Annotated in this window: 27 protein-coding genes and 3 pseudogenes; 19 read left to right on the top strand and 11 right to left on the bottom strand. The window is 67.8% G+C overall.

Going from position 1 to position 23405, the window contains the following annotated elements; translation table 11 throughout:
* Positions 1-11: 11 nt before the first annotated feature.
* Positions 12-737, top strand: coding sequence for an esterase family protein (locus BA895_RS07505; RefSeq protein ID WP_070191271.1), 726 nt, complete (start codon positions 12-14; stop codon positions 735-737).
* 78 nt (positions 738-815) lie between these two features.
* Here BA895_RS07505 and BA895_RS07500 read toward each other — a convergent pair whose 3' ends face one another.
* The gene (locus BA895_RS07500; RefSeq protein ID WP_083283091.1) at positions 816-1526 is read right to left on the bottom strand and encodes a lysoplasmalogenase; all 711 of its coding nucleotides are present in this window, start codon (positions 1524-1526) and stop codon (positions 816-818) included.
* A gap of 17 nt (positions 1527-1543) precedes the next feature.
* Between BA895_RS07500 and BA895_RS07495 the strand changes: the two genes are divergently transcribed.
* From BA895_RS07495 to BA895_RS07480, 4 genes are all read left to right on the top strand, one after another.
* Positions 1544-2074 (top strand): GNAT family N-acetyltransferase, encoded by a 531-nt coding sequence (locus BA895_RS07495; protein WP_070191270.1) that lies wholly within the window; start codon positions 1544-1546, stop codon positions 2072-2074.
* 98 nt (positions 2075-2172) lie between these two features.
* Positions 2173-2571, top strand: a complete 399-nt coding sequence (locus tag BA895_RS07490) for a hypothetical protein (protein WP_070191269.1) — start codon at positions 2173-2175, stop codon at positions 2569-2571.
* A 78-nt stretch (positions 2572-2649) separates the two neighbouring features.
* Positions 2650-3417, top strand: coding sequence for a class I SAM-dependent methyltransferase (locus BA895_RS07485; protein WP_070191268.1), 768 nt, complete (start codon positions 2650-2652; stop codon positions 3415-3417).
* A gap of 62 nt (positions 3418-3479) precedes the next feature.
* Complete coding sequence (locus BA895_RS07480) at positions 3480-4166, top strand: NTP transferase domain-containing protein (RefSeq protein WP_254666374.1); 687 nt, start codon at positions 3480-3482, stop codon at positions 4164-4166.
* Between the two features lie 84 nt (positions 4167-4250).
* Here BA895_RS07480 and BA895_RS07475 read toward each other — a convergent pair whose 3' ends face one another.
* Positions 4251-4610 carry a VOC family protein gene (locus BA895_RS07475; RefSeq protein ID WP_070191267.1) on the bottom strand — a complete coding sequence of 120 codons (360 nt, stop codon included), beginning with the start codon at positions 4608-4610 and terminating at the stop codon, positions 4251-4253.
* Positions 4611-4716: 106 nt separating this feature from the next.
* On the opposite strand from BA895_RS07475, the gene BA895_RS07470 reads away from it, so the two are divergent.
* The 3 genes from BA895_RS07470 to BA895_RS07460 all read left to right on the top strand — a co-directional run bounded on the left by BA895_RS07470 (position 4717) and on the right by BA895_RS07460 (position 6754).
* On the top strand, positions 4717-5061 hold the full coding sequence (locus BA895_RS07470; RefSeq protein WP_070191266.1) for a DUF2200 domain-containing protein: 345 nt from the start codon (positions 4717-4719) through the stop codon (positions 5059-5061).
* A 112-nt stretch (positions 5062-5173) separates the two neighbouring features.
* Positions 5174-5758, top strand: a complete 585-nt coding sequence (locus tag BA895_RS07465; RefSeq protein WP_070191265.1) for a carboxymuconolactone decarboxylase family protein — start codon at positions 5174-5176, stop codon at positions 5756-5758.
* Positions 5759-5851: 93 nt separating this feature from the next.
* Positions 5852-6754: an RNA polymerase sigma-70 factor gene (locus BA895_RS07460; RefSeq protein ID WP_070191264.1), complete on the top strand. Its 903-nt coding sequence runs from the start codon at positions 5852-5854 to the stop codon at positions 6752-6754.
* Between the two features lie 202 nt (positions 6755-6956).
* Here BA895_RS07460 and BA895_RS24890 read toward each other — a convergent pair.
* The 3 genes and pseudogenes from BA895_RS24890 to BA895_RS24380 all read right to left on the bottom strand — a co-directional run.
* Positions 6957-7068: pseudogene (locus BA895_RS24890) on the bottom strand (NAD(+)--rifampin ADP-ribosyltransferase); the annotation flags it as partial.
* Positions 7069-7305: 237 nt separating this feature from the next.
* On the bottom strand, positions 7306-7635 hold the full coding sequence (locus tag BA895_RS07450) for an addiction module antidote protein (RefSeq protein WP_254666373.1): 330 nt from the start codon (positions 7633-7635) through the stop codon (positions 7306-7308).
* Positions 7598-8353: a type II toxin-antitoxin system RelE/ParE family toxin gene (locus BA895_RS24380; protein ID WP_254666372.1), complete on the bottom strand. Its 756-nt coding sequence runs from the start codon at positions 8351-8353 to the stop codon at positions 7598-7600. Before BA895_RS24380 ends, BA895_RS07450 begins: the two co-directional genes overlap by 38 nt.
* On the opposite strand from BA895_RS24380, the gene BA895_RS24885 reads away from it, so the two are divergent.
* Genes BA895_RS24885 through BA895_RS07430 form a run of 3 tightly spaced genes read left to right on the top strand, consistent with a single transcriptional unit; the run spans position 8352 to position 9132 of the window.
* The gene (locus BA895_RS24885) at positions 8352-8747 is read left to right on the top strand and encodes a helix-turn-helix domain-containing protein (RefSeq protein WP_175442273.1); all 396 of its coding nucleotides are present in this window, start codon (positions 8352-8354) and stop codon (positions 8745-8747) included. The genes BA895_RS24380 and BA895_RS24885 overlap by 2 nt on opposite strands.
* Positions 8654-8842: a hypothetical protein gene (locus tag BA895_RS23880; protein WP_175442270.1), complete on the top strand. Its 189-nt coding sequence runs from the start codon at positions 8654-8656 to the stop codon at positions 8840-8842. Before BA895_RS24885 ends, BA895_RS23880 begins: the two co-directional genes overlap by 94 nt.
* Positions 8839-9132, top strand: a complete 294-nt coding sequence (locus BA895_RS07430; RefSeq protein WP_070191261.1) for a hypothetical protein — start codon at positions 8839-8841, stop codon at positions 9130-9132. Before BA895_RS23880 ends, BA895_RS07430 begins: the two co-directional genes overlap by 4 nt.
* Before the next feature lie 540 nt (positions 9133-9672).
* On the opposite strand, the gene arr is transcribed toward BA895_RS07430, so the two are convergent.
* Positions 9673-10626 carry an NAD(+)--rifampin ADP-ribosyltransferase gene (gene arr, locus BA895_RS24880; RefSeq protein WP_083283087.1) on the bottom strand — a complete coding sequence of 318 codons (954 nt, stop codon included), beginning with the start codon at positions 10624-10626 and terminating at the stop codon, positions 9673-9675.
* Positions 10627-10721: 95 nt separating this feature from the next.
* On the opposite strand from arr, the gene BA895_RS07420 reads away from it, so the two are divergent.
* Positions 10722-12299, top strand: coding sequence for a phosphatidylserine/phosphatidylglycerophosphate/cardiolipin synthase family protein (locus BA895_RS07420; protein WP_070191260.1), 1578 nt, complete (start codon positions 10722-10724; stop codon positions 12297-12299).
* Positions 12300-12326: 27 nt separating this feature from the next.
* On the opposite strand, the gene BA895_RS07415 is transcribed toward BA895_RS07420, so the two are convergent.
* Positions 12327-13133 (bottom strand): GTPase, encoded by an 807-nt coding sequence (locus BA895_RS07415; RefSeq protein WP_070191259.1) that lies wholly within the window; start codon positions 13131-13133, stop codon positions 12327-12329.
* Between the two features lie 428 nt (positions 13134-13561).
* Between BA895_RS07415 and BA895_RS07410 the strand changes: the two genes are divergently transcribed.
* Positions 13562-14383 (top strand): GIY-YIG nuclease family protein, encoded by an 822-nt coding sequence (locus BA895_RS07410; RefSeq protein ID WP_070191258.1) that lies wholly within the window; start codon positions 13562-13564, stop codon positions 14381-14383.
* A gap of 490 nt (positions 14384-14873) precedes the next feature.
* Positions 14874-15557: a hypothetical protein gene (locus tag BA895_RS07405; RefSeq protein ID WP_070191257.1), complete on the top strand. Its 684-nt coding sequence runs from the start codon at positions 14874-14876 to the stop codon at positions 15555-15557.
* Between the two features lie 179 nt (positions 15558-15736).
* Here BA895_RS07405 and BA895_RS07400 read toward each other — a convergent pair whose 3' ends face one another.
* From BA895_RS07400 to BA895_RS07390, 3 genes and pseudogenes are all read right to left on the bottom strand, one after another.
* Entirely contained in the window at positions 15737-16747 is a 1011-nt protein-coding gene (locus BA895_RS07400) for a hypothetical protein (protein ID WP_139142550.1), read from the bottom strand.
* Positions 16748-17117: 370 nt separating this feature from the next.
* Positions 17118-17432, bottom strand: a complete 315-nt coding sequence (locus BA895_RS07395) for a hypothetical protein (RefSeq protein WP_070191255.1) — start codon at positions 17430-17432, stop codon at positions 17118-17120.
* Between the two features lie 72 nt (positions 17433-17504).
* A pseudogene (locus BA895_RS07390) lies at positions 17505-17753 on the bottom strand (ATP-binding protein); the annotation flags it as partial.
* 32 nt (positions 17754-17785) lie between these two features.
* On the opposite strand from BA895_RS07390, the pseudogene BA895_RS23030 reads away from it, so the two are divergent.
* Positions 17786-18076, top strand: a pseudogene (locus BA895_RS23030) (ATP-binding protein).
* Positions 18077-18165: 89 nt separating this feature from the next.
* Positions 18166-18771 (top strand): hypothetical protein, encoded by a 606-nt coding sequence (locus BA895_RS07385; RefSeq protein ID WP_139142548.1) that lies wholly within the window; start codon positions 18166-18168, stop codon positions 18769-18771.
* 484 nt (positions 18772-19255) lie between these two features.
* Here the strand turns inward: BA895_RS07385 and BA895_RS07380 are convergent, their stop codons facing one another.
* Entirely contained in the window at positions 19256-19747 is a 492-nt protein-coding gene (locus tag BA895_RS07380; RefSeq protein WP_070191253.1) for a hypothetical protein, read from the bottom strand.
* A gap of 366 nt (positions 19748-20113) precedes the next feature.
* On the opposite strand from BA895_RS07380, the gene BA895_RS07375 reads away from it, so the two are divergent.
* The 3 genes from BA895_RS07375 to BA895_RS07365 are packed head-to-tail and all read left to right on the top strand — an operon-like array spanning position 20114 to position 23376.
* Complete coding sequence (locus BA895_RS07375) at positions 20114-21001, top strand: MoxR family ATPase (protein WP_070191252.1); 888 nt, start codon at positions 20114-20116, stop codon at positions 20999-21001.
* A gap of 16 nt (positions 21002-21017) precedes the next feature.
* Entirely contained in the window at positions 21018-22157 is a 1140-nt protein-coding gene (locus tag BA895_RS07370; protein WP_371327701.1) for a VWA domain-containing protein, read from the top strand.
* Positions 22150-23376, top strand: coding sequence for an XdhC/CoxI family protein (locus BA895_RS07365; protein WP_070191251.1), 1227 nt, complete (start codon positions 22150-22152; stop codon positions 23374-23376). The genes BA895_RS07370 and BA895_RS07365 overlap by 8 nt, the downstream gene beginning before the upstream one ends.
* Positions 23377-23405: the final 29 nt, after the last annotated feature.

The raw sequence follows: 23405 nt of genomic DNA, 5'->3' as shown, positions 1-23405 counted from the left end.
GAAGGAGCGACATGAAGGTGACCGACCGGTGGTTCTCCCACCGCCTCGAACACGACATCACCGTGGCCCGATGGGGCACCTACGGCACGCCGGTGCTGTTGTTTCCCACGGCCGGTGGCGACGCCGAAGAGGTCGAGCGGCACAAGATGATCGCGCACCTGGCGCCGCTCATCGACGCCGGACGCGCGAAGGTCTACTCCTGCGACAGTGTCGCGGGCAAGGCCATGGCCGAGAGGGTCGGCACGCCGGAGTACCGCATGGCGCTCTTCAACGCCTTCCACGAGGCCGTCGCCGAAGAGGTCATCCCGGCGATCCACTCCGACCTGGGCAGCCAGCTTCCGGTGGTCGTCGCCGGGGCCTCGATCGGTGCGTTCAACTCACTCGCGATCGCCTGCCGCTACCCGCACCTCGTGGGGGCGGCCGTGTGCATGAGTGGCACCTTCGGTATCGAGAAGCTGATCGGCGGTCGCTTCACCGAAGATCTCTACTACTCCTCGCCCCTGCACTTCCTGCCCGGTCTCGAGGGGCCGGGCCTCGACCTGCTGCGTCGACGGTTCATCGTGTTCGCCTCGGGCAGTGGCGAGTGGGAGGACGTCGGCGAGTCATGGACCGCCGCCAACCTGCTGGGCACCAAGGGAATTCCGAACCGGGTCGACGACTGGGGGCCGAACTACAAGCACGACTGGCCCACCTGGTGGGAGATGCTGCCCACCTACCTCGACGACCTGCTCCCTTAAGCCTCAGCCGCCCAACCCCACCCTTGCCCGCGAACGACTCGTTCGAGGTCGAACGCGCCGGTGTGCCGCGTCGTTCGCTCACGAAGGCGGCGTTCGGCCAGCGCCAACCACGGCCCAGACGATGAGCGACTGACCGACGATGTAGGTCAGCATCACCAGGAACCCGTGCGCCGGCAGGTCTACCGAGGTGAACTGACCGAGGGCGATGAGGGCGTCACTCACGAGAAAGATCGCACCACCGGTTCCGGCCACCCGCGACACCCCCGTCGAGAGCACGGCCATCGTCACGAGGGCGAGGCCGTAGACCAGGACGGCACCGATGAGGCCCCCCGCCCCCACGACACACGCCAGAACGAGGGCGACGAACACGGCGGCGTAGGGCAGCAGCCACGCGGGTCGACGCACGATGCTGCGATGACGAGAGGGCCAGAAGGCGACGATGTAGGCCAGCTGGGCGAGCAGAAAGCACCCGACCATCATCAGGAAGGTCGCGTCACCGCCGACCAGGTCTGGCCCGGCATCCCCTAGGAAGGAGAAGCCCAGCGCTACCAGCGTGACTCGCGTCAGCCGGGGACGAGGCGAGTCGGTCGCGAGCAGCAGCACGAGTGCCAGCAGCGGCATCAGCAGGTCTTGGCTGAGGTTGTTCAGCATTCCACTCGAGTTGGCCAGCTGGGTGGCCAGCTGCACGAGCGTCACCACGGCGAGCGCAGCGGCGCCAACGCGGGCGGATGCCGGCCAGCCGCGCGTGCCGAGGCGGTGCCGTTGGCGGGTGGGCGGCGCCGTCGACATGCGCCTAGCCTCGCACCATGGATGCCGCCCCGCTGCCGATCCGAGAGGCGCGGCTCGGTGAGCTCGGGCACCTGTGCGACATCGAGGTGCTCGCTGATGACGCCTTCGCGTCCATCGGGCTGCACTTTGTGCTGGATTCGCCTCTGCCTGATACTGATTCACTGGTAGAACCATTGCGACGTGGCCGGCTGCTCGTAGCTGCCGGCTCAGATGACCGCGCGGTCGGCTTCGTCAGGATCGACCTGCTCGACGGCGTCCCACACGTCGAACAGGTCGCGGTGCACCCCGACCATGCCGGTCGGGGGATCGGCGCCGCCCTCATGCGGGCCGCCGAGGCCTGGGCCCTTGCCCATGGAGCAGACCGCCTGACGCTGACCACGTTTCGGGACGTGCCCTGGAACGGGCCGTACTACGAGCGCCTCGGCTGGTTGGTGCTGCCCGACGACGAGGCCGGACCCGAGCTCGCCGCGGCGCGACGCCACGAAGGGCAGCTGGGTCTCGACCAGGCCCCGCGTCAGTGCATGGTCCGGTTCGTCGACGGGCGGTGACCGGCATCGACGGGCGGTGACCGGTATCAGAGGCGCGCACCGAGGCCTCTGACGAGATGACGCTCGCGCGAGCGTCTCCCCGACACCGAGGCGTCGCCATGAGCGTGACCGAGCTGTTTCCTCTCATCAAGCTGCCGGCCGCCTGGCCCGTGCCGGTTGTGGCGACGATCGCCATGGTCTGCCTTGCGGCCCTGGACCTGCTCGGCGCGCTGTTCGCCAAGGAGTGGGCCGACAACGGCAGCCTCCGCGCCCTGGTGCTCGGGGCCGCGACTTTCCTCCTGCTCTTCTGGGTCTACGCCTCGTCGCTGCGCTACGCCGAGCTGGCGCTGGTGACCATGGGGTGGGTGGTGCTGCTGCAGGTCGGGCTGCTCATGATCGACCGGTGGTTCTACGGCGTCGAGCTGCCGACCGGCAAGTGGGTGGCGGTCGCCGTCGTGCTGGTCGCCCAGGGCTACCTCGTGCTCGCTCCGTCGGCCGAGCAGGCCATCGGCGCCTGATGCCCCCCCCCCCAGCTGGCCAACGGCCGGGGGCCGGGGGCCACGTCGAGGGAGGTCAGATCGTGGCGCGGTAGTGGCATGAGCGAGATCGACCTGTCACGAGCGGGCAGCTTCGGCGCCCTGGCCGAGCGCTACGACCGGTGGCGGCCGGGGTATCCGGCGGCTGCCGTCGACTGGCTGCTACCACCGGGGGCGCACGAGGTGGCCGATCTCGGGGCCGGAACGGGAAAGCTCACCGGCGACCTCCTCGCTCGCGGCCTGGTGGTCGACGCCATCGAGCCTGACCCCGCGATGCTCGAGGTGCTGCGTGAGCGGCATCCGCTCGCTCGCGCCCACCAGGCTCGGTCCATCGCCCTCCCGCTGGCCGCCGCCAGCGTCGACGCCGTGCTGGTGGCGCAGGCGTGGCACTGGATGCCGCCCAGCGAGACGACCGTCGAGGTGCGCCGGGTGCTGAGGCCGGGCGGCTGGCTCGGGCTGGTGTGGAACGTGCCCGTCCCCCGTGAGCAGTGGGAGATTCGCCTGCACGACCTCGACCAGGCGACCTGGGTGCGTGAGAACGCCACGACCGGGGCGGCCCGGCTGCCCTTTCCGCAGCACGAGGTCGAGAGCGCCGAGTTCGCGTGGACGTGGGCGGTCACCGCCGACGCCTGGCTCGAGAACATCGCGACCCACTCGGCCGTGTCGACCCTCGACGAGGCCGACCGTCTCGAGCTGCTGGCCGAGAAGCGGGCCATCATCGCCGGTCATCTGGAGGAGGTCGGGCAGCCGGAGGCGCAGGTGCACCATCAGGCCGTCTGTATGCGGTGGCGCCCCGCCCCCGACTCGGCCCCATCGCCTGCTGCCTGACCCTGATCTCACGGGGGTCGGCAAGCGCGTGCTTCGGCCGGCGCACCGATAGCCTTCGGCGCGTGAACTCTCGTATTGCGCAGACACGGGTGCCGCACGTGCGCGGGCTGCTGCTCGCCGCCGGTGCAGGCCGACGAATGGGCGCGCCAAAGGCCCTGGTGCGCACCGGCCCTGACCAACCGACGCTCGTCGAGCTCGCCGTCTGTGAGCTGCTCGACGGTGGCTGCGACGGGGTCACCGTCGTCATCGGCGCGGCGGCTCTCGAGGTGCATGCCCTCATTTCGACGATCGGGCGCGACGTCGAGGTCGTCGAGTGCACCGACTGGGCGGTCGGCATGGGCGCCTCGCTGCGCGCCGGCCTCACGTCGCTGGCTTCCACGACCCGGGAGGGCAGCTCTCCCGTCGAGGCCGTGCTCGTCACCCTCGTCGACCTGCCCGACGTGGGTTCGGATGTCGTGCACCGGGTGCTCACGGCCTTCGCCGGCCAGGCCACCAGCTCTGACCCGGATGCCGCAGCGCCGGCTGCCGTGCACTGGCGCGGCCAGCTGGGCCGAGCGGCCTACGAGGGCGTGCCAGGGCATCCCGCCCTGATCGGCCGCGACCACTGGTTGCCCGTGGCCACGTCAGCGGTGGGTGACCGGGGCGCTCGCGACTACTACCGCGAGCACCCGCACCGACTGGTCGAGTGCGGCGACCTCGCCACCGGTACCGACGTCGACACCCCCGGCGAGCTGGCGTCCCGCGGCTGACGGCACGGGGCGGCATCCGACGGCATCCGCCTCACGTGATCGAGTCACCCGAAGCGGAGCGGCGCCGATCAAGGCGCAGCTGCGTCAGTCGACGCAGAGGCAGAACGGGTGACCGGCCGGGTCGAGAAACACGCGGAACGTCGTTCCGGGCTGGTGCTCGGGCTTCGTCGCTCCCAGCGCCAGCACCTCCGGCTCGGCCGCGTCGAGGCTCTCGACCATGACGTCGAGGTGCACCTGCTGCGGCACGTTCTGCCCAGGCCACTGGGGCGCGGTGTAGGCCTGCACCTGCTGGAAGCAGATGCACTGCTGCCCGCTCTCGTCGCGAATCTCGCCCCACCCGTCGGAGGCCTTGACCGTCCAGCCGAGCAGTGTGCCGTAGAAGGTGGCGAGCGCCTCCGCGTCGGGGCAGTCGAGAACGAAGCTGGGGTAGCGAGCAATGGCCATGCCGTGAAGGCTAAGTCTCCTTGCGGACGATCCGCGACCGGATGCCGCCTGCTTTTCTCACGATCTCAGGCCGGCCGTCGTCGGTGGCCGTCACTACCCTCGGGGGATGGGCCACCGCATCTTCACGACGCCCGTCGCGTCGGTCTATCCGCACTACGTCGCCAAGCTCGAGCGCAAGGGCCGCACCAAGGCCGAGCTCGACGAGGTGATCGAGTGGCTGACCGGCTACGACGCGAACACCCTCGACCGGCACCTGGCCGACGAGACCACCTTCGACGACTTTTTCGCCGCGGCTCACCTGCACCCCAACGTCTCGGCGATCACGGGCACCGTGTGCGGCATCCGGGTCGAGGAGGTCGACGACCCGCTCATGCAGAAGATCCGCTACCTCGACAAGCTTGTCGACGAGCTGGCCAAGGGCAAGGCGATGCAGAAGGTGCTCCGCAGCTGAAGGGCGTCGCCGCGTGGGCCGGCCCGGCGCCATCGCCACTGTCATGTCACATCCGGGCCGCGGCCGGTGTCTTGATGGCGACGCATTCCGGCGTCGCCACGAGGAGGAAACGATGACCACGAGGATCGCACCGACGAAGATCACCGGCCTGTACGGCGTGGTGGTGAAGAAGGTGAGCGCCAGGATGTTCGGCCGGGTGCCAGAGTCGATGGGCGTGATGTGGCACCACGTGCCGGCGCTCAAGGCCGGGATGCGCTTCGGCCAACAGACGCAGAAGTGGCACGCCTGCGACGAGAACCTGAAGTCGTTCGCGCACATGGCCGTGGCTTCACTCGTCGGCTGCTCGTGGTGCCTCGACTTCGGCTACTTCATGGCCGGCAACCGTGAGCTCGACGTGGAGCGGGCTCGAGAGATCCCGCGGTGGCGCGTGTCCGAGGTGTTCACGCCGCTCGAGCGGGAGGTGCTGGAGTACGCCGAGGCGATGAGCCAGACCCCGCCCACCGTGACCGACGAGCAGGTCGAGAGCCTGTCGCGGCAGCTCGGCGCTGCCGGGATCGTCGAGCTGACCACGGTGATCGGCTACGCCAACCTGACCACCCGCTCGAACGTCGCCCTCGGGATCGAGTCGGAGGGCTTCGCCTCCGCCTGTGGTCTGAAGACGCTGGCCGAGCGCGAAACCGCGGGCTCAGCAGGATGAGCCAATTGATCAGCCATGGAGTCGACCAGGGAATCAGCCACGCAGTCAGCCACGCAGTTAGCCATGCGGCCAGCCCCGGCGAGGGATGACGGCATGGGCAACGGCACGAGGGGCGGCACGGGTACTGACCCGTTCCTGCTCCACCGCAGCCTGCTTTTCACCGTGGCCTACGAGATGCTCGGCTCGGCCGCCGACGCCGAGGACGTGGTGCAGGAGACCTGGCTGCGGTGGGCCGACCTCGACGACGAGCGTCGCGCCGAGGTGCTGGACGCCCGCGCCTACCTCGTGCGGATCGTCACCCGGCAGGCGCTCAACCGCCTTCGCACCGTGGCCCGGCGGCGCGAGGACTACGTGGGTGAGTGGCTGCCCGAGCCGCTGCTGACCAGCCCCGACGTCGCCGACGATGTCGAGCTCGCCGAGAGTGTCTCGATCGCGATGCTCACCGTGCTCGAGACCCTCACCCCGACCGAGCGGGCGGTGTTCGTGCTGCGCGAGGTGTTCGACCTGCCGTACGACGAGATCGCGCAGGCCGTGGGCAAGACGCCGGCGACCGTGCGCCAGGTGGCCCACCGCGCGCGTGAGCACGTCGCGGCGAGGCGCCCCCGCGTGCGGGTCGACCGGTCGGAGCAGGAGCGCGTGCTCCGGCGGTTCCTGGCTGCGGTGACGACCGGTGACGTGCAGTCGCTGATGGACGTGCTCGCTCCCGAGGTCGTGCTCGTGGCCGACGGCGGCGGGCTGGCCCGTGCTGGCCGGCATCCGCTGCACGGCGCCAAGCGGGTGGCCACGTTCCTCTCGGCGTTCCCCAAGGTCGGCGAGGGGGCGACCATCGACACCCTCTGCCTCAACGGCGCGCTGGCGGCCCGGATCGAGCTGCCTGCGTTCGGTACGACGGTGGTGAGCGTGGCTGTCGAGAACGGCCGCATCACGCACGTCTACGCGATGCGCAACCCCACCAAGCTGGCGCGACTGGTTGAGGAGGCGCAGCTGAGCCGCTGATCACGCCAACAGTGCGCGGTGGCGCCGCACGCCGATCGACGGGCCCTGCCGCGGATGCCGTTGACTTCCGTGCGTGCGATGGGCCCGTCTGCGCGTGGCTAGTCGTCCATGGCCTCGATGCCGAGCCCGGCAAGCTCGGCCACGTGCTCGCGTAGGCGCTGAACCATGGCTGGCGGGGGAGGCTCCCAACCGATGACCTCCTCGAGCACCCGCAGCGGCTCGGTGGTGCGGTACGGGCGGGTCGGGTTGCCGGGGAAGCGCTTGTCGGTGACGTTGGGGTCGTCCTCGATCATGCCGACCGGCTCGACCCGGTAGACCCGAGGGGGCCCGTCGTCTTCGGCGCGCTCGGCGGCTGGAGCGCAAGGACCGCATCAAGGTCGAACTCGACGAGGTGATCGAGTGGTTGACCAGCCTCGACGAGGTGATCGAGTGGTTGACCAGCCTCGACGCGCGACCATCCTCGGCCGGCACCTGTCCGACGAGACGACCTTCGACGCAGCGGCACCCATCAGCGCAGAACACTCAATGGCGGGTAGTGCAATGCTCTTCGATCAGGCGACTGTGTGCAGTTCAAAGCGCAGGCCGAGGGCGCCCGTGACCTTCAGGATGGTCGACCAGGTCGGGTTGCCATCGGCTGAGAGTGCCTTGTATAGGCCGTCGCGGCTCATCTCCACGCGGCGGGCGAGTTCGCTCATGTTCTGCGAGCGGGCGATTACGCCCAGAGCCCTGGGGATAGCGGTCGGATCCTCGGCGGACTCTTGGAGGGCAATCTCCAGATAGGTCGCGACGTCGTCGAGGTTCTCGAGGTAGTCGGCGGCCTCGAAGGTTGTGTACTTGCTGTTCCTAGCCATGACCCTGGCCCTCCTCGTTCCGATACTCATCGGCCAACCGGTGCGCCCGCTCGATGTCTCGTTGTTGTGTCGCCTTGTCGCCACCGCAAAGCAGCAAGATCACTCGTTGGCCATCGTGTAGGTAGTAGACGCGGTAGCCGGGACCGAACATCAGTCGTAGTTCCCAGAGGCCTTGGCCAATCGGTTTAGCATCGCCCGGACTACCGTCAGCAAGCCGGTCGATGCGTGCGACGATTTGAAGCCGACCGACGCGGTCCTTGAGGTTCCGCAGCCACTTCTCGAAGTCCTCGGTCTTGACGACCTCGGTCATGTGTCGACTATAGCCGACACTCGGTGCAGGGAGCCAGCCTTCGAAGGGCGCTGCTACCGCGATGATGAGCCAGATCGGCTTGTGACTGCGCACGGCCATCGAGGCGATGAGGTGCGAGGTGATGGCCCAGTCGTCGAGCTCGGCGGCGAGCTGCTCCTCGCGGGTGGTGGTGGCCTCACCGGTGGTGCCGGCGGCGCGCCGAGGGGTGGCGTGGCCGTTGGCGACGACGTGGATGACCCCGTCGACCGGCTCGTCGTGGAAGACCTCGTCGAGGGCGCCGAGCCTTGTGGCGGCGTGGTCGCCCGGGACGACGAGGAAGCGGAAGCCGTGCAGGTTGGCGCTGCGGCGGGGGCGCCGCTCCATCGTGGCCGAGCCGAGCTCGTCGGCGGCGCGGCGGGTGAGGCGGTCGACGAGCTGGCTCTTGCCGACGCCGGTCATGCCGCTGCTGACCACCGGCCAGGCAGCGCAACTGCTTGGTTGCTCACGCCAGCACGTTGTCGACCTGTGTGAGTCTGGCGACCTGCCCTATCTGACCGTGGGTACCCACCGTCGGCTTCGTCGCGAGGACGTGGAGCAGGCGCGGCAGCGCACGACGCGCTCGAACCGCTCTGACCGCCGTAGCCGGTGGCTGAACATCGCGGTGGCGGGCGCGCTGGTGCGCAACCCCGACACCGTTCTGCGCCGGGTGCACGCAAACCTTGCGCTCCTGCGGGCGAGCCACCCGCGGGCCGTGGCGCGATGTGGCTGCGCGATTGGGAGAAGCTGCTCGACGGCTCGATCGAGGATGTGCTCGACGTCCTCACCTCGCAAACACCACGCTCACGGGAACTAAGGGCGAACTCCCCGTTTGCGGGCGTGCTGCGCAGCGAAGACCGCGACAAGACGCTGCACGCGTTTCACACTCACAAGAAGCCTCGGGCCTCGTGACGCGCGAGCAGTTGGCGCACATCCTGCGCGCAGCCGCGAGCGTCGCCCACGACAACCACGTCATCGTGGTGGGCAGTCAAGCCATTCTCGGCACCTACGACGAGGACGGCTTGCCAGAGCCGGCGCACGCCTCGATCGAAGCCGACGTTTTCTTCACCAATGACCCTCACCTGACCAAGACGGACACGGTCGATGGCGCCCTGGGTGAGGACTCTCCGTTCCACGAGATGTATCGCTACTACGCCCAAGGGGTCGATGTCACCACTGCGACCGTGCGACGGGTGTGCTAGAGAGGGTCGCCGCAGCTCGCGCAGGCGACTTCGCCATCTTCATACATCATTCCGCAGCAGTACGTCGGCCCACCGCTGACCTCAAAGCAGGCTTCGTGGTAATCGACGCCATTGAAGTCGACATGGCTGTCGTCGGCCGTGATCGGTTCTTCGCATCCAATGCAGACGGGTGTAGTCATAGTTGCCTTCCTCCAACCGACTCTGCGGCATCCCAATCCCAGCAAGACGGGGATGTGAACGGCGAGCAGTAGTCGTCGTCGTGGCGCTCGGAGTAGTCGTTCATGTTGGCTGTCGGGTTGCCGCATTTCGGGCACGTCGGGTGTTTGCCCTGACATGTGCGATTGTTGTGCCCACCGAGTCCACATTCCGTGCACGCCATGCCAGCAGCCTAGACCGACCTCGGTGGTGGGGGGCGCAGTTCTAACCATGGCCGTGACGATGTGTCGAGCTTCCAGTATCTGGGCGACCGTGACACGTACCGCGTGCTGTCTCGGTGGTTCTTGACTGTTCGAAACCGATCGGGATTGAACGGTCTCCGGGCTAGTCGTCCATGGCCTCGATTCCGAGCTCGGCCAGTTCGGCCACGCGCTCGCGGATGCGCTGCACCATGGCGGACGGGGGAGGCTCCCAGCCAACGATCTCCTCGACGACACGCAGCGGCTCGGTGGTGCGGTACGAGCGGGTCGGGTTGCCGGGGAAGCGCTTGTCGGTGACGTTGGGGTCGTCCTCGATCGTGCCGACCGGCTCGACGCGGTAGACCCGCGGGGGCCCGTCACCCTGGGCGAGCTCGGCGGCGAGCGGGGCGCCTGTGCTGCTGGCGGTGAGGTAGATGTTCTTCGACTGGCGGCCAGAGCCGTAGTTGGTGCGCCAGCCGGGGGTGAGCAGGTCGCCGGGTCGCAGGTCGGCCCGGGTGCCGTGGAAGAAGGGGCCGAGGTCGTCGACGACGCGGGGCGTGGGCGGTGGGTCGCGCAGCAGGTTGTCGAGCCGGGTCATGAGCGCCGCGACCCGAGAGCGGCCCTGAGGCGCTCGCGGGTAGCGGGCGAGCACCTCGAGCACGACCGGGGTGGCGCGCTTGGCGGCGGCCGTGACGACGTACTCCGCGACCACCGGGTCATCACCGCGCGCGAGCTCGGCCGCGCGGGCGGCGTGCGCAGCCGCGCCGAGGATGTGGCGCACCTGCGTCGCAGTGGCGAGGGGGTGCAGGTAGGCCGCCGCGGCTGCATCGCCGGCGGCCGTCGCCGCGTGGCGGGCGGGCTCGGTCGACGCCTCCTTGGCGGCCCGGTGGGCGTCGGCGGCAGCGGTGCGTTGGAGGCGCGAGCGGGGTGCGCCGTCGACGAAGACACGTGCCGCGTCGAGCGCCACGGCCGGGCGCGGGTCGTCGGGGTGGGCCCGCTCGAAGAGCATCAGGGCGGGCGCCGCGCACGCCAGGGCGTACGCGGCGACGGCGCGCAGCTCGTCCAGGGTCAGCTCGAAGTCACCGGTGCGGGTCGCCATCCTCCGAAGTGTGGCACCCGCGCACCCCGCCGTGCCCAATCGCACGAGGCCATCCCACGTCGCGGTGACGGTCACGGATACGGCATCCTCGATTCATGATCGACCCCGAAGACTGGCTGCTGACCAAGGCCGAGCGCGGCAACCCACAGACCCGGCTCGACGAGCCCCACGGTGACCGCGCCTGGTCGGAGGGCAACCACGTGCGTCCGCTGATCCACGGCGCGACGTACTTCCGCGCGCTGTACGAGGCGGTGGAGGCAACCGAGTCGGGTGACCTCGTGCTCTTCACCGACTGGCAGGGCGACGGCAACGAGCGGTTGACCGATGATCCCGGCAGCGAGGTGGTCGAGGTGCTGGGCCGCGCCGACGAGCGCGGCGTCGTCGTGTGCGGGCTGGTGTGGCGCTCCCATCTCGACCAGGCCGGCTTCTTCGCCTCGCAGAACCGTCACCTCGGGGAGCAGCTGGAGAAGCGTGGCGGCGAGGTCGTGCTCGACATGCGGGTGCGCGCCGGTGGATCGCATCACCAGAAGTTCGTCGTCGTGCGGCACCGTGACGACCCCGCTCGCGACGTGGCCTTCGTCGGCGGCATCGACCTTGCCTACAACCGGCGAGACGATGCCGACCACGGCGGTGACGAGCAGCCTCAGGTGATGGCTGACGAGTACGGCGCGAACCCGCCCTGGCACGACGTGCAGACCGAGATCCGCGGGCCGGCGGTCTACGACGTGGAGACGGTGTTCCGAGAGAGGTGGGAGGACCCGGCGCCCTCGACGAGGTCGCCGTGGAGCCGCGTGAGCGATCGGCTGCGCGGCCTGGACAACTCGCCCGAGAAGCTGCCCGAGCAGTGGCCGGCGCCGCCACCGGCCGGTCACCACATCGTGCAGCTGCTGCGCACCTACCCCGACCTGCGGGGCGGCATGGACTACCCGTTCGCCAACGGCGGCGAGCGCAGCGTGGGGCTCGGGTACGCCAAGGCCGTGGCCCGCACCGAGCGCCTCGTCTACGTCGAGGACCAGTACTTCTGGGGGCACGACGTGGCGAAGGTCTTCGAAGGGCCGCTGCGGGCGCAGCCGGGGCTGCACCTGCTCGTGGTTATGCCCCTCTTCACTGACGTTCAGGGTGCCAACCGGATGGCGCAGCTGCTGGGTCGTGAGCGCTCCCTCGCCCGGTTAACGGAGATCGCCCCCGGCCGGGTGGCGGCCTACGGCCTGGAGAACCATGCGGGCGTGCCCGTCTACGTCCACGCCAAGGTCTGCATCCTCGACGACACGTGGGCCAGCGTCGGCTCCGACAACTTCAGTCGCCGCTCGTGGACCCATGACTCCGAGCTCTCGGCCGCCGTGCTCGACGAGGCCTATGCCCGCGACCTGCGACTGACCCTCGCCGCCGAGCACCTCGACCGGCTCGACGAGGTGGCAGAGCACGGCCTCGAGGCAGCCATGGCTGACTGCCTCGATCCGGTGGGGATGTTCGAGGAGTATGCCGCCCACGCCGCCGTGCTCGACGGCTGGCACGCCGGCGGCCGGCAGGGGGCTCGGCCGCCGGGCCGTCTGCGGCGGCTGCCGATTCCCCAGCTCACGCCTCTGCAGCGAACGTGGGCGGCGCCACTGCTCGAGATCGTCCACGACCCCGACGGGCGGCCGCGGGCCTTGCGCAAGGAAGACCGCTACTGAACTCCGGTTACGCCAGGCGAGTGTCGCTCAGGCGTGACCGCTGAGCCGGCCCAAGCGCTCGGCGAGGGCGTCGACCATGGCACCCGCGCGCTTGTCAGAGATCGGAGCCTTGCGGTCGCCTCCCTGGCTCGACACCGGGAGCACGTCGATCGAGAGCTTCGCGCCGCCGGCGAGGCTGCGCAGGGCGTCGACCTTGGCCGCGAACGGCGAGCCACTGCCGGGCGAGTAGTAGCGCACGACCTTGTCGACGTCATCGGGGTAGAGGTCGGTCTTCGTCACCGCGATGACGAGCCAGATGGGCTTGTGGCGGCGCACGGCCATAGAGGCGATGAGGTGCGAGGTGATGGCCCAGTCGTCGAGCTCGGCGGCGAGCTGCTCCTCCCGGGTGGCGGTGGCCCCGCCTGTGGTGCCGGCCGCGCGCCGCGGGGTGGCGTAGCCGTTGGCGACGACGTGAATCACGCCGTCGACCGGTTCGTCGTGGAAGACCTCGTCGAGGGCGCCGAGCCTTGTGGCGGCGTTGTCGCCGGGCACCACGAGAAAGCGGAAGCCGTGCAGCTTGGCGCTGCGGCGGGTGCGCCGCTCCATCGTGGCCGAGCCGACCTCGCCTGCGAGCTCGTCGGCGGCTCGGCGGGTGAGGCGGTCGACGAGCTGGCTCTTGCCGACGCCGGTCATGCCGGTGACGGCGACCATGGGGTAGCGGTCGCGCAGCAGCCGGGTGAGGCGCTCGGGCGCCGAGGCGAGAGCGGTCAGCATGCCGGTGATGACGGTCGCACCCAGGGCGGTGCGACTCGACGTCGGCAGGATCGTCTTGATCCGCGATGAGGTCTGGGACACGGTGCCTCCTCGGCGGGCGGGGTCAGGAGCCAGTTGGCCCCCGAGCCTACGTTCCGTACCCGTGGCGGCGCTTCGGTGCACCGGTGGGCAGACGAACAACACCCCGTCCTGGCGAGAGGACAGGGTGTTGCGGGTCCAACCCTAGCGAGGATGCCGTCCGCTTCCGACCGCGCTGGGGTGCCAGTTATCGACGACGTACCGAACCGTGACGACCCACGGCCCTTCTTATGGTTGGCGAGTGGACGACCGTTCCCGGCGGCGGCGGCGGCGGTCGGGACGCGGGGCATGCTGATCGGGGCCCAGTGAAGTTCCCTTAACGGGAAGCGACGTGAACCACCGGAGCAACGCTTCTATTCGATGATCAGTCGACCTGGCACGCACGCCCCGTGGTTGGCTAGCGGTCAAGCACACTTTTTTGGAGATGCAAATTGCTGACTTTCAACGACCTGCTGGCTCTCGAGGGGATCGACAGCAATGGAGTGCGCCTAGTCCGACACCAGGACAGCAGGCTGGGGCGCGGCCGGCTGTACGAGGCGTGGCGGAACGACCGCGACGCGTTCGAAAGCTACGCGAGCGTGCAGAGCAAAGACAGGTTTCCGCTCGATTGCTTCCTCGCAGAGTTCGTCGTCACCGAGGCGCAGAAGACAGTCTTTGTCGGGATCTACCGAGTAGACGGAGTCGACCGATGCCCGTCCGGTAGCACCGACGCGTTGCTCAAACACGATATCTCCGGGCACTTCTGCTACGACCTCAAACTGATGAACCACTTGGCCGCCTACAGGGACAGGGTGGTCATCGACTGGGGTGCTGGGACGCGGAGCTGGGTCCAGAGGGCAGCGAACCAGCCCAAGACGGTGGTCGAGGTCGCCAAGCAGTATGAGCCTCGGTTTCCGGGCTTCCGTGAATTTGTCCGCCCGGTCGACGACGTCCCTACGCTGCCCAACGGCTGGCAGCAAGTCCTCCGCAGCGTCAAAGGCGTTTACCTCTTGGTCGACCTCGACTCTGGGCGGCAGTACGTCGGGTCAGCCAAGGGCGCAGACAGCCTGTTCGGCCGCTGGATGCAGTACGCGACCGACGGCCACGGCGGGAACATCGGCCTTCGTAGAGCCGCATCGGGTGGGCGGCGGCGCTACCAGGTCTCGGTGCTTGAGGTGGTCGACGAGAACACCCCGGATGCCACCATCGAGCAGATCGAGTCCTACTGGAAGAACAAGCTGCTGTCTCGCACCTTCGGCCTCAACGTGAACTGACCGGCTCTGGCAAGACCATGCTCTGGGTGAACCCGTTTTCATTCTCGCGAACGAAGCGACCTTCTCGCGGCGGAAGGACACGCCTCGCAAGGGAGGCGACTGGCAGGCATTCGACATTTGATACCTGAATCGTCGGCCCCTGCGTCTGGGTGTTGCTCCTCAAGGCCGCTCTGTCACGTGGAGCGTTTGAGGTCGCTCCCATCCTTTCGGACCCTCAGGAGGACACATTGGCGAATGTCCTCCTGAGCCGTGATCATCCCGGGGAGTTCCCGGTTCTCGGAGGTTGCTTGAATGCTCGATTTAGAGCACAGGCACGGCCCTCTTGACGCTCCTGCTTCGCTGTCGAGGTCGCCGAGCAGGATTGGCAGTCCTTCCGGATCGGGGGCAGTCGTGCGAACACCTGCGACCTAGACTGCGGACCGTGTCGTTTCGCCGGACCTGAGACCTAGGACCGTGAGTTCATCTCCCAACTTCCGCGAAGGAGCAGCGAATGGCTGTCACCCAAACTGAGATAGACACCCTCGTCGAGTACTGCAACGTGCACCTGGGAGACCCGCAACTGTGGACAACGCCAGAGGGCTACCCGAAGAGTTTGGCGCTATGCATCATCGACGCCATCTACTCGACTGGGTCGCACTACACCTCGGTCATCAACGTGATCCAGAAGTACAAGACCGTTCACGGGACGCAAGACGGTGCTCGCGCCCTCTCGTCGTCGATCGCTCATGCGGGTGGGACGCGAGAGTGGGCAACGACCGTGGTGGGCAACCTCAAACCGGCTCACACGAGGCTGGGTGCGCCACTGAAGGCTGACATCATCCAGCAAGCAGCACAGCTGATTACCAGTCTGGACATCGATACCGTTGATGACCTGGTTGCACGAGTTGCCGACAAGCCGCTTGACAATCCAGTCCATGCTGGGTGGAAGCGCTTGCCGAGTCAGAGCTCGGGGATCACGTACAACTACCTTCTGATCCTCGCGGGCCTACCGTCCGTCAAGCCCGACCGTATGGTCCTGCGTTTCCTCGCCGCTGCTCTCGGGGATACTGTCGAACTGAGTAGCCAGAAAGCCGTCGAGCTCATCACGGAAACGGCTGACCACCTGAACATCAGTCCCCGAAGCCTGGACCACATTGCGTGGAGAGCAGCCTCCGGACGGGAACTCACCGACTGAACGGAGCGTCTAGCAGACGCCCACTCACTCGCTCGTCAGCGAGTCGAACGCCAAGTGCGTATGACCGCCTTTCACCGCGGAGGGCGCCCCGGCGAGCCGACCCTTGACTGCAACGACTCAACCGATGATGACCCGCTGCTCCGGATGTCCCCTGTCCCCGCCGCCTGGCGGCATTGGCGTCACTCGGCCACCCTCACAGATGGGCGAAGCGGAGTGCCCGGGGCGTGCGAAGTGGCACCAGTCCCGTAACGTTCGCCTGCCTGCCTGCACCATTCGCGGCGGTCTGACGCGCATGCACGTTTGCCTTGACGCCGGCCCAGAAGTCTCAGTGAAGCCGTTTCGCGAATCCGTTCGGCCGGAACCGCGCCGACGGGACCACATGCAACTTCAGGAACCGCAGAGCCGATGGCGAAGCTTGTCGCCGCCGCCGGTCCAAAGCGCCGGCACATAGCCGACTTGGCCTTTGAAGATGACGAACTCCCAGATTCCGCTGCGTTGCAGACGATCGTTCTGCACGATCGCACCACCTGCCTCACAGATGCCTGCAACTTCGCGCCGTTGGGGATGGTCACCGGCTCCCCCGTCGTACGCATAACGCGCTCGGCAGGGTCAAGCGTCGCCAGCGCGTGCAAGTAGAGGCCGCACCCGCCAGGGGCTTGGGAGCAGTAAGTGAACGTGCCAGTGGTCAGCAGACGCGTGTCGATCACAACGCGATAGGTTGCGATTCGATTCTCAATGGTCTTGTTGCTCCATGCGTCACCGCCCTCTGCGCGAGCGAACTCGACTTTGGTCGTGTAGGTGTGGCTCAGGTCCACCTCATAGACGTGGCGGTCACCGTCATAGCTTGTGGTCAAAGCGGGGCCAGCGACGTTAAAGGCGCGCACCGACCATGATCCTCGCGCGTCGACCTCGAACGCTGCCTTCTGAGCCACGGTCGTGATGACGACGGTGGCTTTACTGGAGTCGTCCGTGAGAGTGATCTCGTCTCCCACCTTGACGGTGACGAACCGGCTGACCAGGGCCAAGGGATCCGCCGCGAGGGCGAGTTTGCCTTTGATCGGGTCGTAAGAGACGGTCACCACTCCGGTTACTACTGCCTTGACCTTGGCCGAGAACGCGACGCCGAATACGAGGGCTACGACGACGATGACAAGCGCGACCCCGATGCCCAGCGCCTTGGAGGCCGTCACTCTCGTATCTCGAGTCTGAGGCAGAAGTATGGTCGCCGTCTGCCCCGCGTGAGTGTCAACTTGGCAGCGGTCACTCCACGGCGAGACCCTGTGCTGTCGAAAACGCGCAAGGCCCGACACGCTCCACTGATGCCGCGCGAACCCGAGCTGCTGCGCATGGGCACGGCGGCGAAGGCCATGGAGTCTGAGCAGGTACCTGTCCACTTGACTCCACGAACATGTTCGCCGGCCGACGAACTCGCGACAACGTCGAGCGACCCTGAGCCTGGGTGAATATGAACTGGGCAGAGGCGCCCGACTGCGCCAGCACCATGGTCGTCTGGAGGTGAGAGACGCACTCTGAGGGAAGCGACAACGACCACCAATCTGCTCAGTTCGTGACGTCGGACCTAGCCAGTTCTATCGCGGCTGCCAGGTCCGAGTAGATCGCCTCGTGTCGCGCCTTCAGATCATCAAGTGACGCCACCTGATTGAGTTCGCCGATGGCGATGCGGACGCTCTCAAACTTGTCGCTCAGGGACGTGTCAGCGCTCAGCAGTGCGAGCGTCGCAATCGCCGCTCGGACCCGCCCGTTGCCACTCCAAGCCAGTTGGCGCAGCTCCTGGCGGTCTTGCGTGCTCCGGTCCTCGACGCGTGTCTTAACGCGATCGTCGGTCGTTCGTTCGTACTCGTACAGGGCGTCCACGAGAGCGTGTTAACGCCGGACGAAAGTTGACCCCTTGTTGCTGCTTGAATTTTGACCCCCTGGTTTGTGGTTCTACTTGGTTTTGGTGGTCTGGTTCTGGCGGTGTCTTCTAGTTCGGTAGGAGTCGCCGGTCAGGGTGATGACGTGTGCGTGGTGCAGGAGCCGGTCGACGGTGGCAGCTGCGACGACGGCATCGCCGAGGGTTTCGCCCCACCGGGCGAATGGCAGGTTGGATGTCAGGATCACTGACCCGGTTTCGTACCGGGCGGCGATCAGTTGGAAGAACAAGCTCGCGGCGGATGCGTCCAAGGGGAGGTAGCCAACTTCATCGACCTATGCGGATGTCCGCATAGATTGACGAGCTCGGCTACCTCGGCCTGCCCGCCGAAGCCGCCTCCGCCCTGTTCCAAGTCGTGTCCCAGCGGTACCTCAAGACATCCATCATCCTGACCAGCAACAAAGGCGTTGGCTCCTGGGGCTAGGTCCTGGGCGACACCACCGTCGCCGCGGCCCTGCTCGACCGGCTCCTGCACCGCTCCGTCGTCCTCAACCTTGACGGCGACTCCTACCGCCTCCGCGAACACCACGCCCGCTGCGAAGCCCTCCGAACCGCGACCACCGGCACCCGCCAACCGCTACGCTGACACCGCCACCAGGTGGGGACTTTCGATGAGCAACCCTGGGGACTTTCGGCAAGCGGCATCAATGTGCTCAAAGGCGAACAGGAGGGGTTATGCGAGCAGTGTGGTTTGCAGTGCTCGTCATCGGCCTGGTGTTCGCGGTCGTCGGCGCTGTAGCGCTCTTCAAGCTGAGGGAGCCCGGCGAGCACTCTCTGCACATCGGTGACACCCTGACCCTCAAGTCGTCGAGCGCGGGGTGGTCCTTGACCATCGTTGGTCTCCTCATGGTCGTCGGCTCCGCCTATCAGGTAAGTCGAACCATCGTGACTGTCACGGACGTTGCCCTAACAACCGGTGGACGCTCGGGATCAGAGTTCCAAGTGCGTTGCCCGATTGCCATGCCGCTCGAGGGGTCGATCAGCGTCGATGGGGACGGAGGAGTGGTCCAGTACCGGTTGAATAGCCAAGACGGCTTAGATCTACCTGTGACGGAGGGCAAAGTCCGGTCTCTTACCTTCAAAGGGAGCGGCACGAAGACGATCCGCGATCAGGTTGAGTTCTCAATACCGGAGGGCGAGGTTTACCGGAAAGTGTGGTTGCAGGTGGTCAGCCCTGACACCACGACCTCCGACCCTGTCGAGTTCCGTGGTGTCTGTGATCCGACCCTGCCGCCTGGGCCCACACTGCCTCCGCCTAACGTCGGTCCTCCCAGCGGATAACTCGGCCGTCTGCGACGGGCACAGCAGCATTGCGCCGCTCGATCGGCCAGGACTGATCTGAGCATAAGGGGGCCCATCGGAGGGACGACGCTTGACACCGATACGACAAGCCGATCGAGCCAATGCGTAACGGCGGAGAAGCCCGCGGGAGCACCCGCCAGGCGGCGGGGTGACTTACTGTGCCCTTCCTTTTGCTGCTCGGCGCCGTTCGCCTCCGCCAGCGGGTCGCGGCGCGGTGGCGGATGGTCGTCCTGCATGGGCCGCCCCCCGTCAGGAGTGCTTCGTGTCGAGCTGGCTCTGGCGCCACCAAGCGTGTCGGCGGCCAGTCGGACGATGTTGCGGTCCGCAGCTGGCGGAGATAACGATGACGGTGACCGGTCATTTCGCGGCGAATCGTGACCAACGAGATCCTGGGCCGTGGCAGGTCTCTGCGCGGCTGCCCGACCATGCGTGGGTGTGGCTCCGTGCTCAGCGCCAGCGCCTCCTAGCCAACGCCCAGTTCTCGGCGAACCGAGTTTCGAGGCCGATCTATTTCCCCATTGAACCAGTCGGCTCTGCTCTTCGCCTTGGTTGCCAGCTCGTCGCCAGGCTCGATATCCGTGAACCCAAAAGCCAGCGACATCTCCAACCGCAGTTCCAGCATCTGGTCGTGAATCTGAACCATCGAGGACCGAATCTGGTCAGTTGTACCGCGTTGCATGGCAATCGCGTAGTCGGCGTTCTCTCCCAACTGAGTTAGCTGTTTAACAACCGTGTTCGTCATTTCGACGACGCGGCTGGTGATGAGTTGCTCTCGTGCCCCTTCGTTCATCGTCAAGATGCTCAGTGCGATGCACCGATCGAGTCGATCAAGAAACGAAAGGATGGCGCTGTAGTCATCTCTGGTCGCGACCCGGCGCTCACCGACCTCGGCTCGACTCTCCTGGCGTCGCTTCTCTAGCGCCTCTGCCTCAAGGCGCTGACGCGATGCATCCATCTCGGCACGCCATCGGCGGGAGGAAAACACCTCGCCGACGAGGACGCCCCCAAGCCACTACCGGCTGCTATCAGCGCGAGAACGATGTCACTGGAAATGTCCGCAGCATAGAGGTGGAGTCCCTCACCACGCGGCTGAGATTTCTACGTAGGCGTCATCTGCGATGGTGCGGCCTCCTTCAATGCAGGAACGCAGGTGGCAGCCTCCTGGTTGTCGCTCGATGCGTGAACGGCTGCGTCTATCTGGGCGGAAAGGGCGCACTGCGGAGTGAGGCCTTGAGAGCCGGCGGGGGTGCTGGGGCCGCGGCGGGGACGCCTTGACGGGGGTTCGCTACCGCCGGGTGGCTTCATGGGTAATGCTCGGGGCATGGATCACGCGTTCTCCAGCGCCGACGACGTCGCGGCCGCCCTCGGGCGCACCGGCTACCTCGCCGACGAGGCCCTGGCCACCATCACCTTTCTCGCGACCCGGCTCGGGCGCCCGATCCTGCTCGAAGGAGAGCCCGGCACCGGCAAGACCGCCCTCGCTGAGGCGCTGGCGGAGACGCTCGACCTCAAGCTCATCCGGTTGCAGTGCTACGAGGGCATCGACGCCACCCAGGCCCTCTACGACTGGGATTTCCCGCGCCAGATCCTGCACCTGCGCACCGTTGAAGCCATCGCAAGAGATGAGCACCAGGACACGAAGGCCCTCGAGGCCGAGCTGTTCGACGAGCGCTTTCTGCTCGCACGCCCCGTGCTCGAGGCCGTGCGGTCAGCGCCGTGCGTGCTGCTGATCGACGAGATTGACCGGGCCGACGACGAGTTCGAGGCCTTTCTGCTCGAAGTGCTGAGCACCTGGCAGGTGACGATCCCCGAGCTCGGCACCATCAGCGCCGCCACGCCGCCGATCGTCGTGCTCACCTCCAACCGCACTCGCGAGCTTCACGACGCCCTCAAGCGCCGCTGCCTCTACCACTGGATCGATCACCCGGGCCTGGCCCGCGAGCTCGAGATCGTGCGCACCCGGCTGCCCGAGATCAGTGCCACCCTCGCCGAGCAGGTCGTCGGCGCGGTGCAGCGGATGCGCGCCTCCGGCGAGCTGATCAAGCCCCCAGGAGTCGCCGAGACCCTCGACTGGGCCCGGGCGCTCGACACTCTTGGCGCCTCCCGGCTCGACCCCGAGGTTGCCGCGGCCACGCTCGGGGCCGCGGTGAAGTACCGCGAAGACGCCGAGCGGGTGCGCGCCATGATCGACCGCATGCTCACGGCCTGAGGCGATCGAACCCGTGATCGACTTGCCGAACGACAGCGCCGTCGCGCAGGTGCGCACCCCGCCGGATGCCGTGTTCCTCGGCTTCGCCCGGGCGCTGCGTGCCGGTGGCCTGCCGGTCACCGCCGACCGCGAACGGGTCTTTCTCGAGGCCGTTGTCACCACGGGCGCCGAGCAGCGAGCCAACGTCTACTGGTCGGGACGGGCCACCCTGACCTCCTCGCCCGCCGACATCGAGCGCTACGACTCGGTGTTCACGGCCTGGTTCTCGGGCGAACCTCTGACCGCCGGGGGCAGGCCTTCCGACCCGCTCTCGGTGACGCGGCAGGCCCCGCTCGGCGATGACGCCGGTGACGGCGGCCCGAGCGAGGACGAGATCGTCAGGGCGGCGTCGACCAGCCAGGAGGTGCTGCGCCACCGCGACGTCGGATCGCTGAGCAGCGCCGAGCGCCGCGAGCTGGCCCAGCTGTTCGCGCGACTACGGCCACGACCGCCCCTCCGTCGCGCACGACGCCACAACGCAGCACGATCGGGGCGTATCGACGGGCCGGCCACCCTGCGCGACCAGCTGCGACGGATGGGCGAACCGGGCCCTATCCGTCACCGCCGCAGGGCGACCCGGCCGCGCCGGGTCGTGCTGCTCATCGACGTGTCCGGCTCGATGAGCCCCTACTCCGACAGCCTCCTGCGGCTCGCGCACACGTTCGTGCAGTCAGCGGCATCCGGCACGAGCACGGAGGTGTTCACCATGGGCACCCGGCTCACCCACGTCACGCGCGCCCTGCGCGAGCGCGACGCCGACCGCGCCCTCGTCGCTGCCGGCCAGGTGGTGCCCGACTGGTCGGGCGGCACCCGGCTGGGCGAGGCCATCGCCGCGTTTCTCGACCTGTGGGGCCGGCGCGGAATGGCGAGGGGCGCCGTGGTCGTTGTCTTCTCAGACGGCTGGGAGCGTGAGGGCCCGGAGCAGCTCGGCGAGCAGATGCGCCGGCTCTCCGCGCTCAGCCGCCGCGTGGTGTGGGCCAACCCGCACCGCGGCAAGGTCGGCTACCAGCCGGTGCAACAGGGAATCGTCGCGGCGCTGCCGCACATCGACGACTTCGTCGCGGGCCACTCGTTCGCGGCGTTCGAAGAACTGATCGAGGTGGTGGCCCGTGCGTGAGGTGATGACCGAGCTGATGCAGTGGTGGTCGGCCGGCGAGACGGTCGGCGTCGGCACCGTGGTCGGCACCTGGCGCTCCGCGCCCCGCCAGCCTGGCGCCTCGATGCTGGTCGGGCCGGACGGCTCCGCGGTCGGGTCGGTGTCGGGCGGGTGCGTCGAGGGCGCCGTCTACGAGCTCGGCCAGGAGGTCATCGACTCCGGCCGACCGGTGCTGCAGCGCTACGGCGTCAGCGACGACGACGCGTACGCCGTGGGGCTGACCTGCGGCGGCATCCTCGACGTGTTCGTCGAGAAGGTGTCGCAGCAGACCTTCCCCGAGCTCGGCGACGTGGCCGCCGACATCGAGGCCGGCCGACCCGTGGCCGTGGTCACCGTCATCGAACACCCCGAGCCGTCGTGGGTGGGCCGTCGCATTGTGGTGCACGCCGAGGAACAAGAGCCCGAGAGCGACGACGGCCTGCCGGCCGAGCCGTCGACAGTTGGCTGGGTCACCCCACTCGGGAGCGGTTCGCTCGGTACGCTGCGGGCCGATGACGCTGTTCGCGACGACGCCCGGGGCCTGCTTGCGGCCGGCCGATCCGCGATCCTCACCTACGGGCCTGACGGCGAGCGCCGCGGCGAAGGGCTGCGCGTCTTCGTCGCCGCCCACGCCCCGAAGCCCCGGATGCTGGTGTTCGGCGCCATCGACTTCGCCGCCGCCGTCGCGAAGGTCGGCAGCTTTCTCGGCTACTACGTCACCGTCTGCGACGCCCGGCCCGTGTTCGCCACCGCGACCCGCTTCCCCGGCGCCGACGAGGTGGTGGTCAAGTGGCCCCACGACTATCTGCAGCACGAGGTCGAGCAGGGGCGCATCGACTCGCGCACCATCCTCTGCGTGCTCACCCACGACCCGAAGTTCGACGTGCCGCTGCTCGAGGTGGCGCTGCGCATCCCCCACGTGGCCTACGTCGGCGCCATGGGGTCACGGCGCACCCACGAGGACCGGATGGCGCGGCTGCGCGAGGCCGGGTTGACCGAGGCCGAGCTGGGCCGGATGAGCTCGCCCATCGGCCTCGACCTCGGCGCTCGCACGCCGGAGGAGACGGCCGTCTCGATCGCCGCCGAGATCATCGCCCTGCGCTGGGGCGGGGAGGGGCAGCGGTTGGCCGCCGTCGACGGGCCCATCCACCACCACCACCCGGCACACGACACCGAGCCTCCGCCTGCCGGTTCGAGATAATCGAAGACCTCATCAGGTCGCCTGACACC

The sequence above is a fragment of the Humibacillus sp. DSM 29435 genome (assembly GCF_001758225.1).
GTDB lineage: Bacteria > Actinomycetota > Actinomycetes > Actinomycetales > Dermatophilaceae > DSM-29435.
Note: the sequence above shows the minus strand (reverse complement) of the source record. Positions and strands in the feature narration are given on the sequence as shown.

Coding starts and splice junctions, on each gene's coding strand:
- BA895_RS07505 (WP_070191271.1), top strand. CDS start 12: ATGAAGGTGACCGACCGGTGGTTCTCCCACCGCCTCGAACACGACATC.
- BA895_RS07500 (WP_083283091.1), bottom strand. CDS start 1,526: ATGTCGACGGCGCCGCCCACCCGCCAACGGCACCGCCTCGGCACGCGC.
- BA895_RS07495 (WP_070191270.1), top strand. CDS start 1,544: ATGGATGCCGCCCCGCTGCCGATCCGAGAGGCGCGGCTCGGTGAGCTC.
- BA895_RS07490 (WP_070191269.1), top strand. CDS start 2,173: ATGAGCGTGACCGAGCTGTTTCCTCTCATCAAGCTGCCGGCCGCCTGG.
- BA895_RS07485 (WP_070191268.1), top strand. CDS start 2,650: ATGAGCGAGATCGACCTGTCACGAGCGGGCAGCTTCGGCGCCCTGGCC.
- BA895_RS07475 (WP_070191267.1), bottom strand. CDS start 4,610: ATGGCCATTGCTCGCTACCCCAGCTTCGTTCTCGACTGCCCCGACGCG.
- BA895_RS07470 (WP_070191266.1), top strand. CDS start 4,717: ATGGGCCACCGCATCTTCACGACGCCCGTCGCGTCGGTCTATCCGCAC.
- BA895_RS07465 (WP_070191265.1), top strand. CDS start 5,174: ATGACCACGAGGATCGCACCGACGAAGATCACCGGCCTGTACGGCGTG.
- BA895_RS07460 (WP_070191264.1), top strand. CDS start 5,852: ATGGGCAACGGCACGAGGGGCGGCACGGGTACTGACCCGTTCCTGCTC.
- BA895_RS07450 (WP_254666373.1), bottom strand. CDS start 7,635: ATGAGTATCGGAACGAGGAGGGCCAGGGTCATGGCTAGGAACAGCAAG.
- BA895_RS24885 (WP_175442273.1), top strand. CDS start 8,352: ATGCCGCTGCTGACCACCGGCCAGGCAGCGCAACTGCTTGGTTGCTCA.
- BA895_RS24380 (WP_254666372.1), bottom strand. CDS start 8,353: ATGACCGGCGTCGGCAAGAGCCAGCTCGTCGACCGCCTCACCCGCCGC.
- BA895_RS23880 (WP_175442270.1), top strand. CDS start 8,654: ATGTGGCTGCGCGATTGGGAGAAGCTGCTCGACGGCTCGATCGAGGAT.
- arr (WP_083283087.1), bottom strand. CDS start 10,626: ATGGCGACCCGCACCGGTGACTTCGAGCTGACCCTGGACGAGCTGCGC.
- BA895_RS07420 (WP_070191260.1), top strand. CDS start 10,722: ATGATCGACCCCGAAGACTGGCTGCTGACCAAGGCCGAGCGCGGCAAC.
- BA895_RS07405 (WP_070191257.1), top strand. CDS start 14,874: ATGGCTGTCACCCAAACTGAGATAGACACCCTCGTCGAGTACTGCAAC.
- BA895_RS07385 (WP_139142548.1), top strand. CDS start 18,166: ATGCGAGCAGTGTGGTTTGCAGTGCTCGTCATCGGCCTGGTGTTCGCG.
- BA895_RS07380 (WP_070191253.1), bottom strand. CDS start 19,747: ATGGATGCATCGCGTCAGCGCCTTGAGGCAGAGGCGCTAGAGAAGCGA.
- BA895_RS07375 (WP_070191252.1), top strand. CDS start 20,114: ATGGATCACGCGTTCTCCAGCGCCGACGACGTCGCGGCCGCCCTCGGG.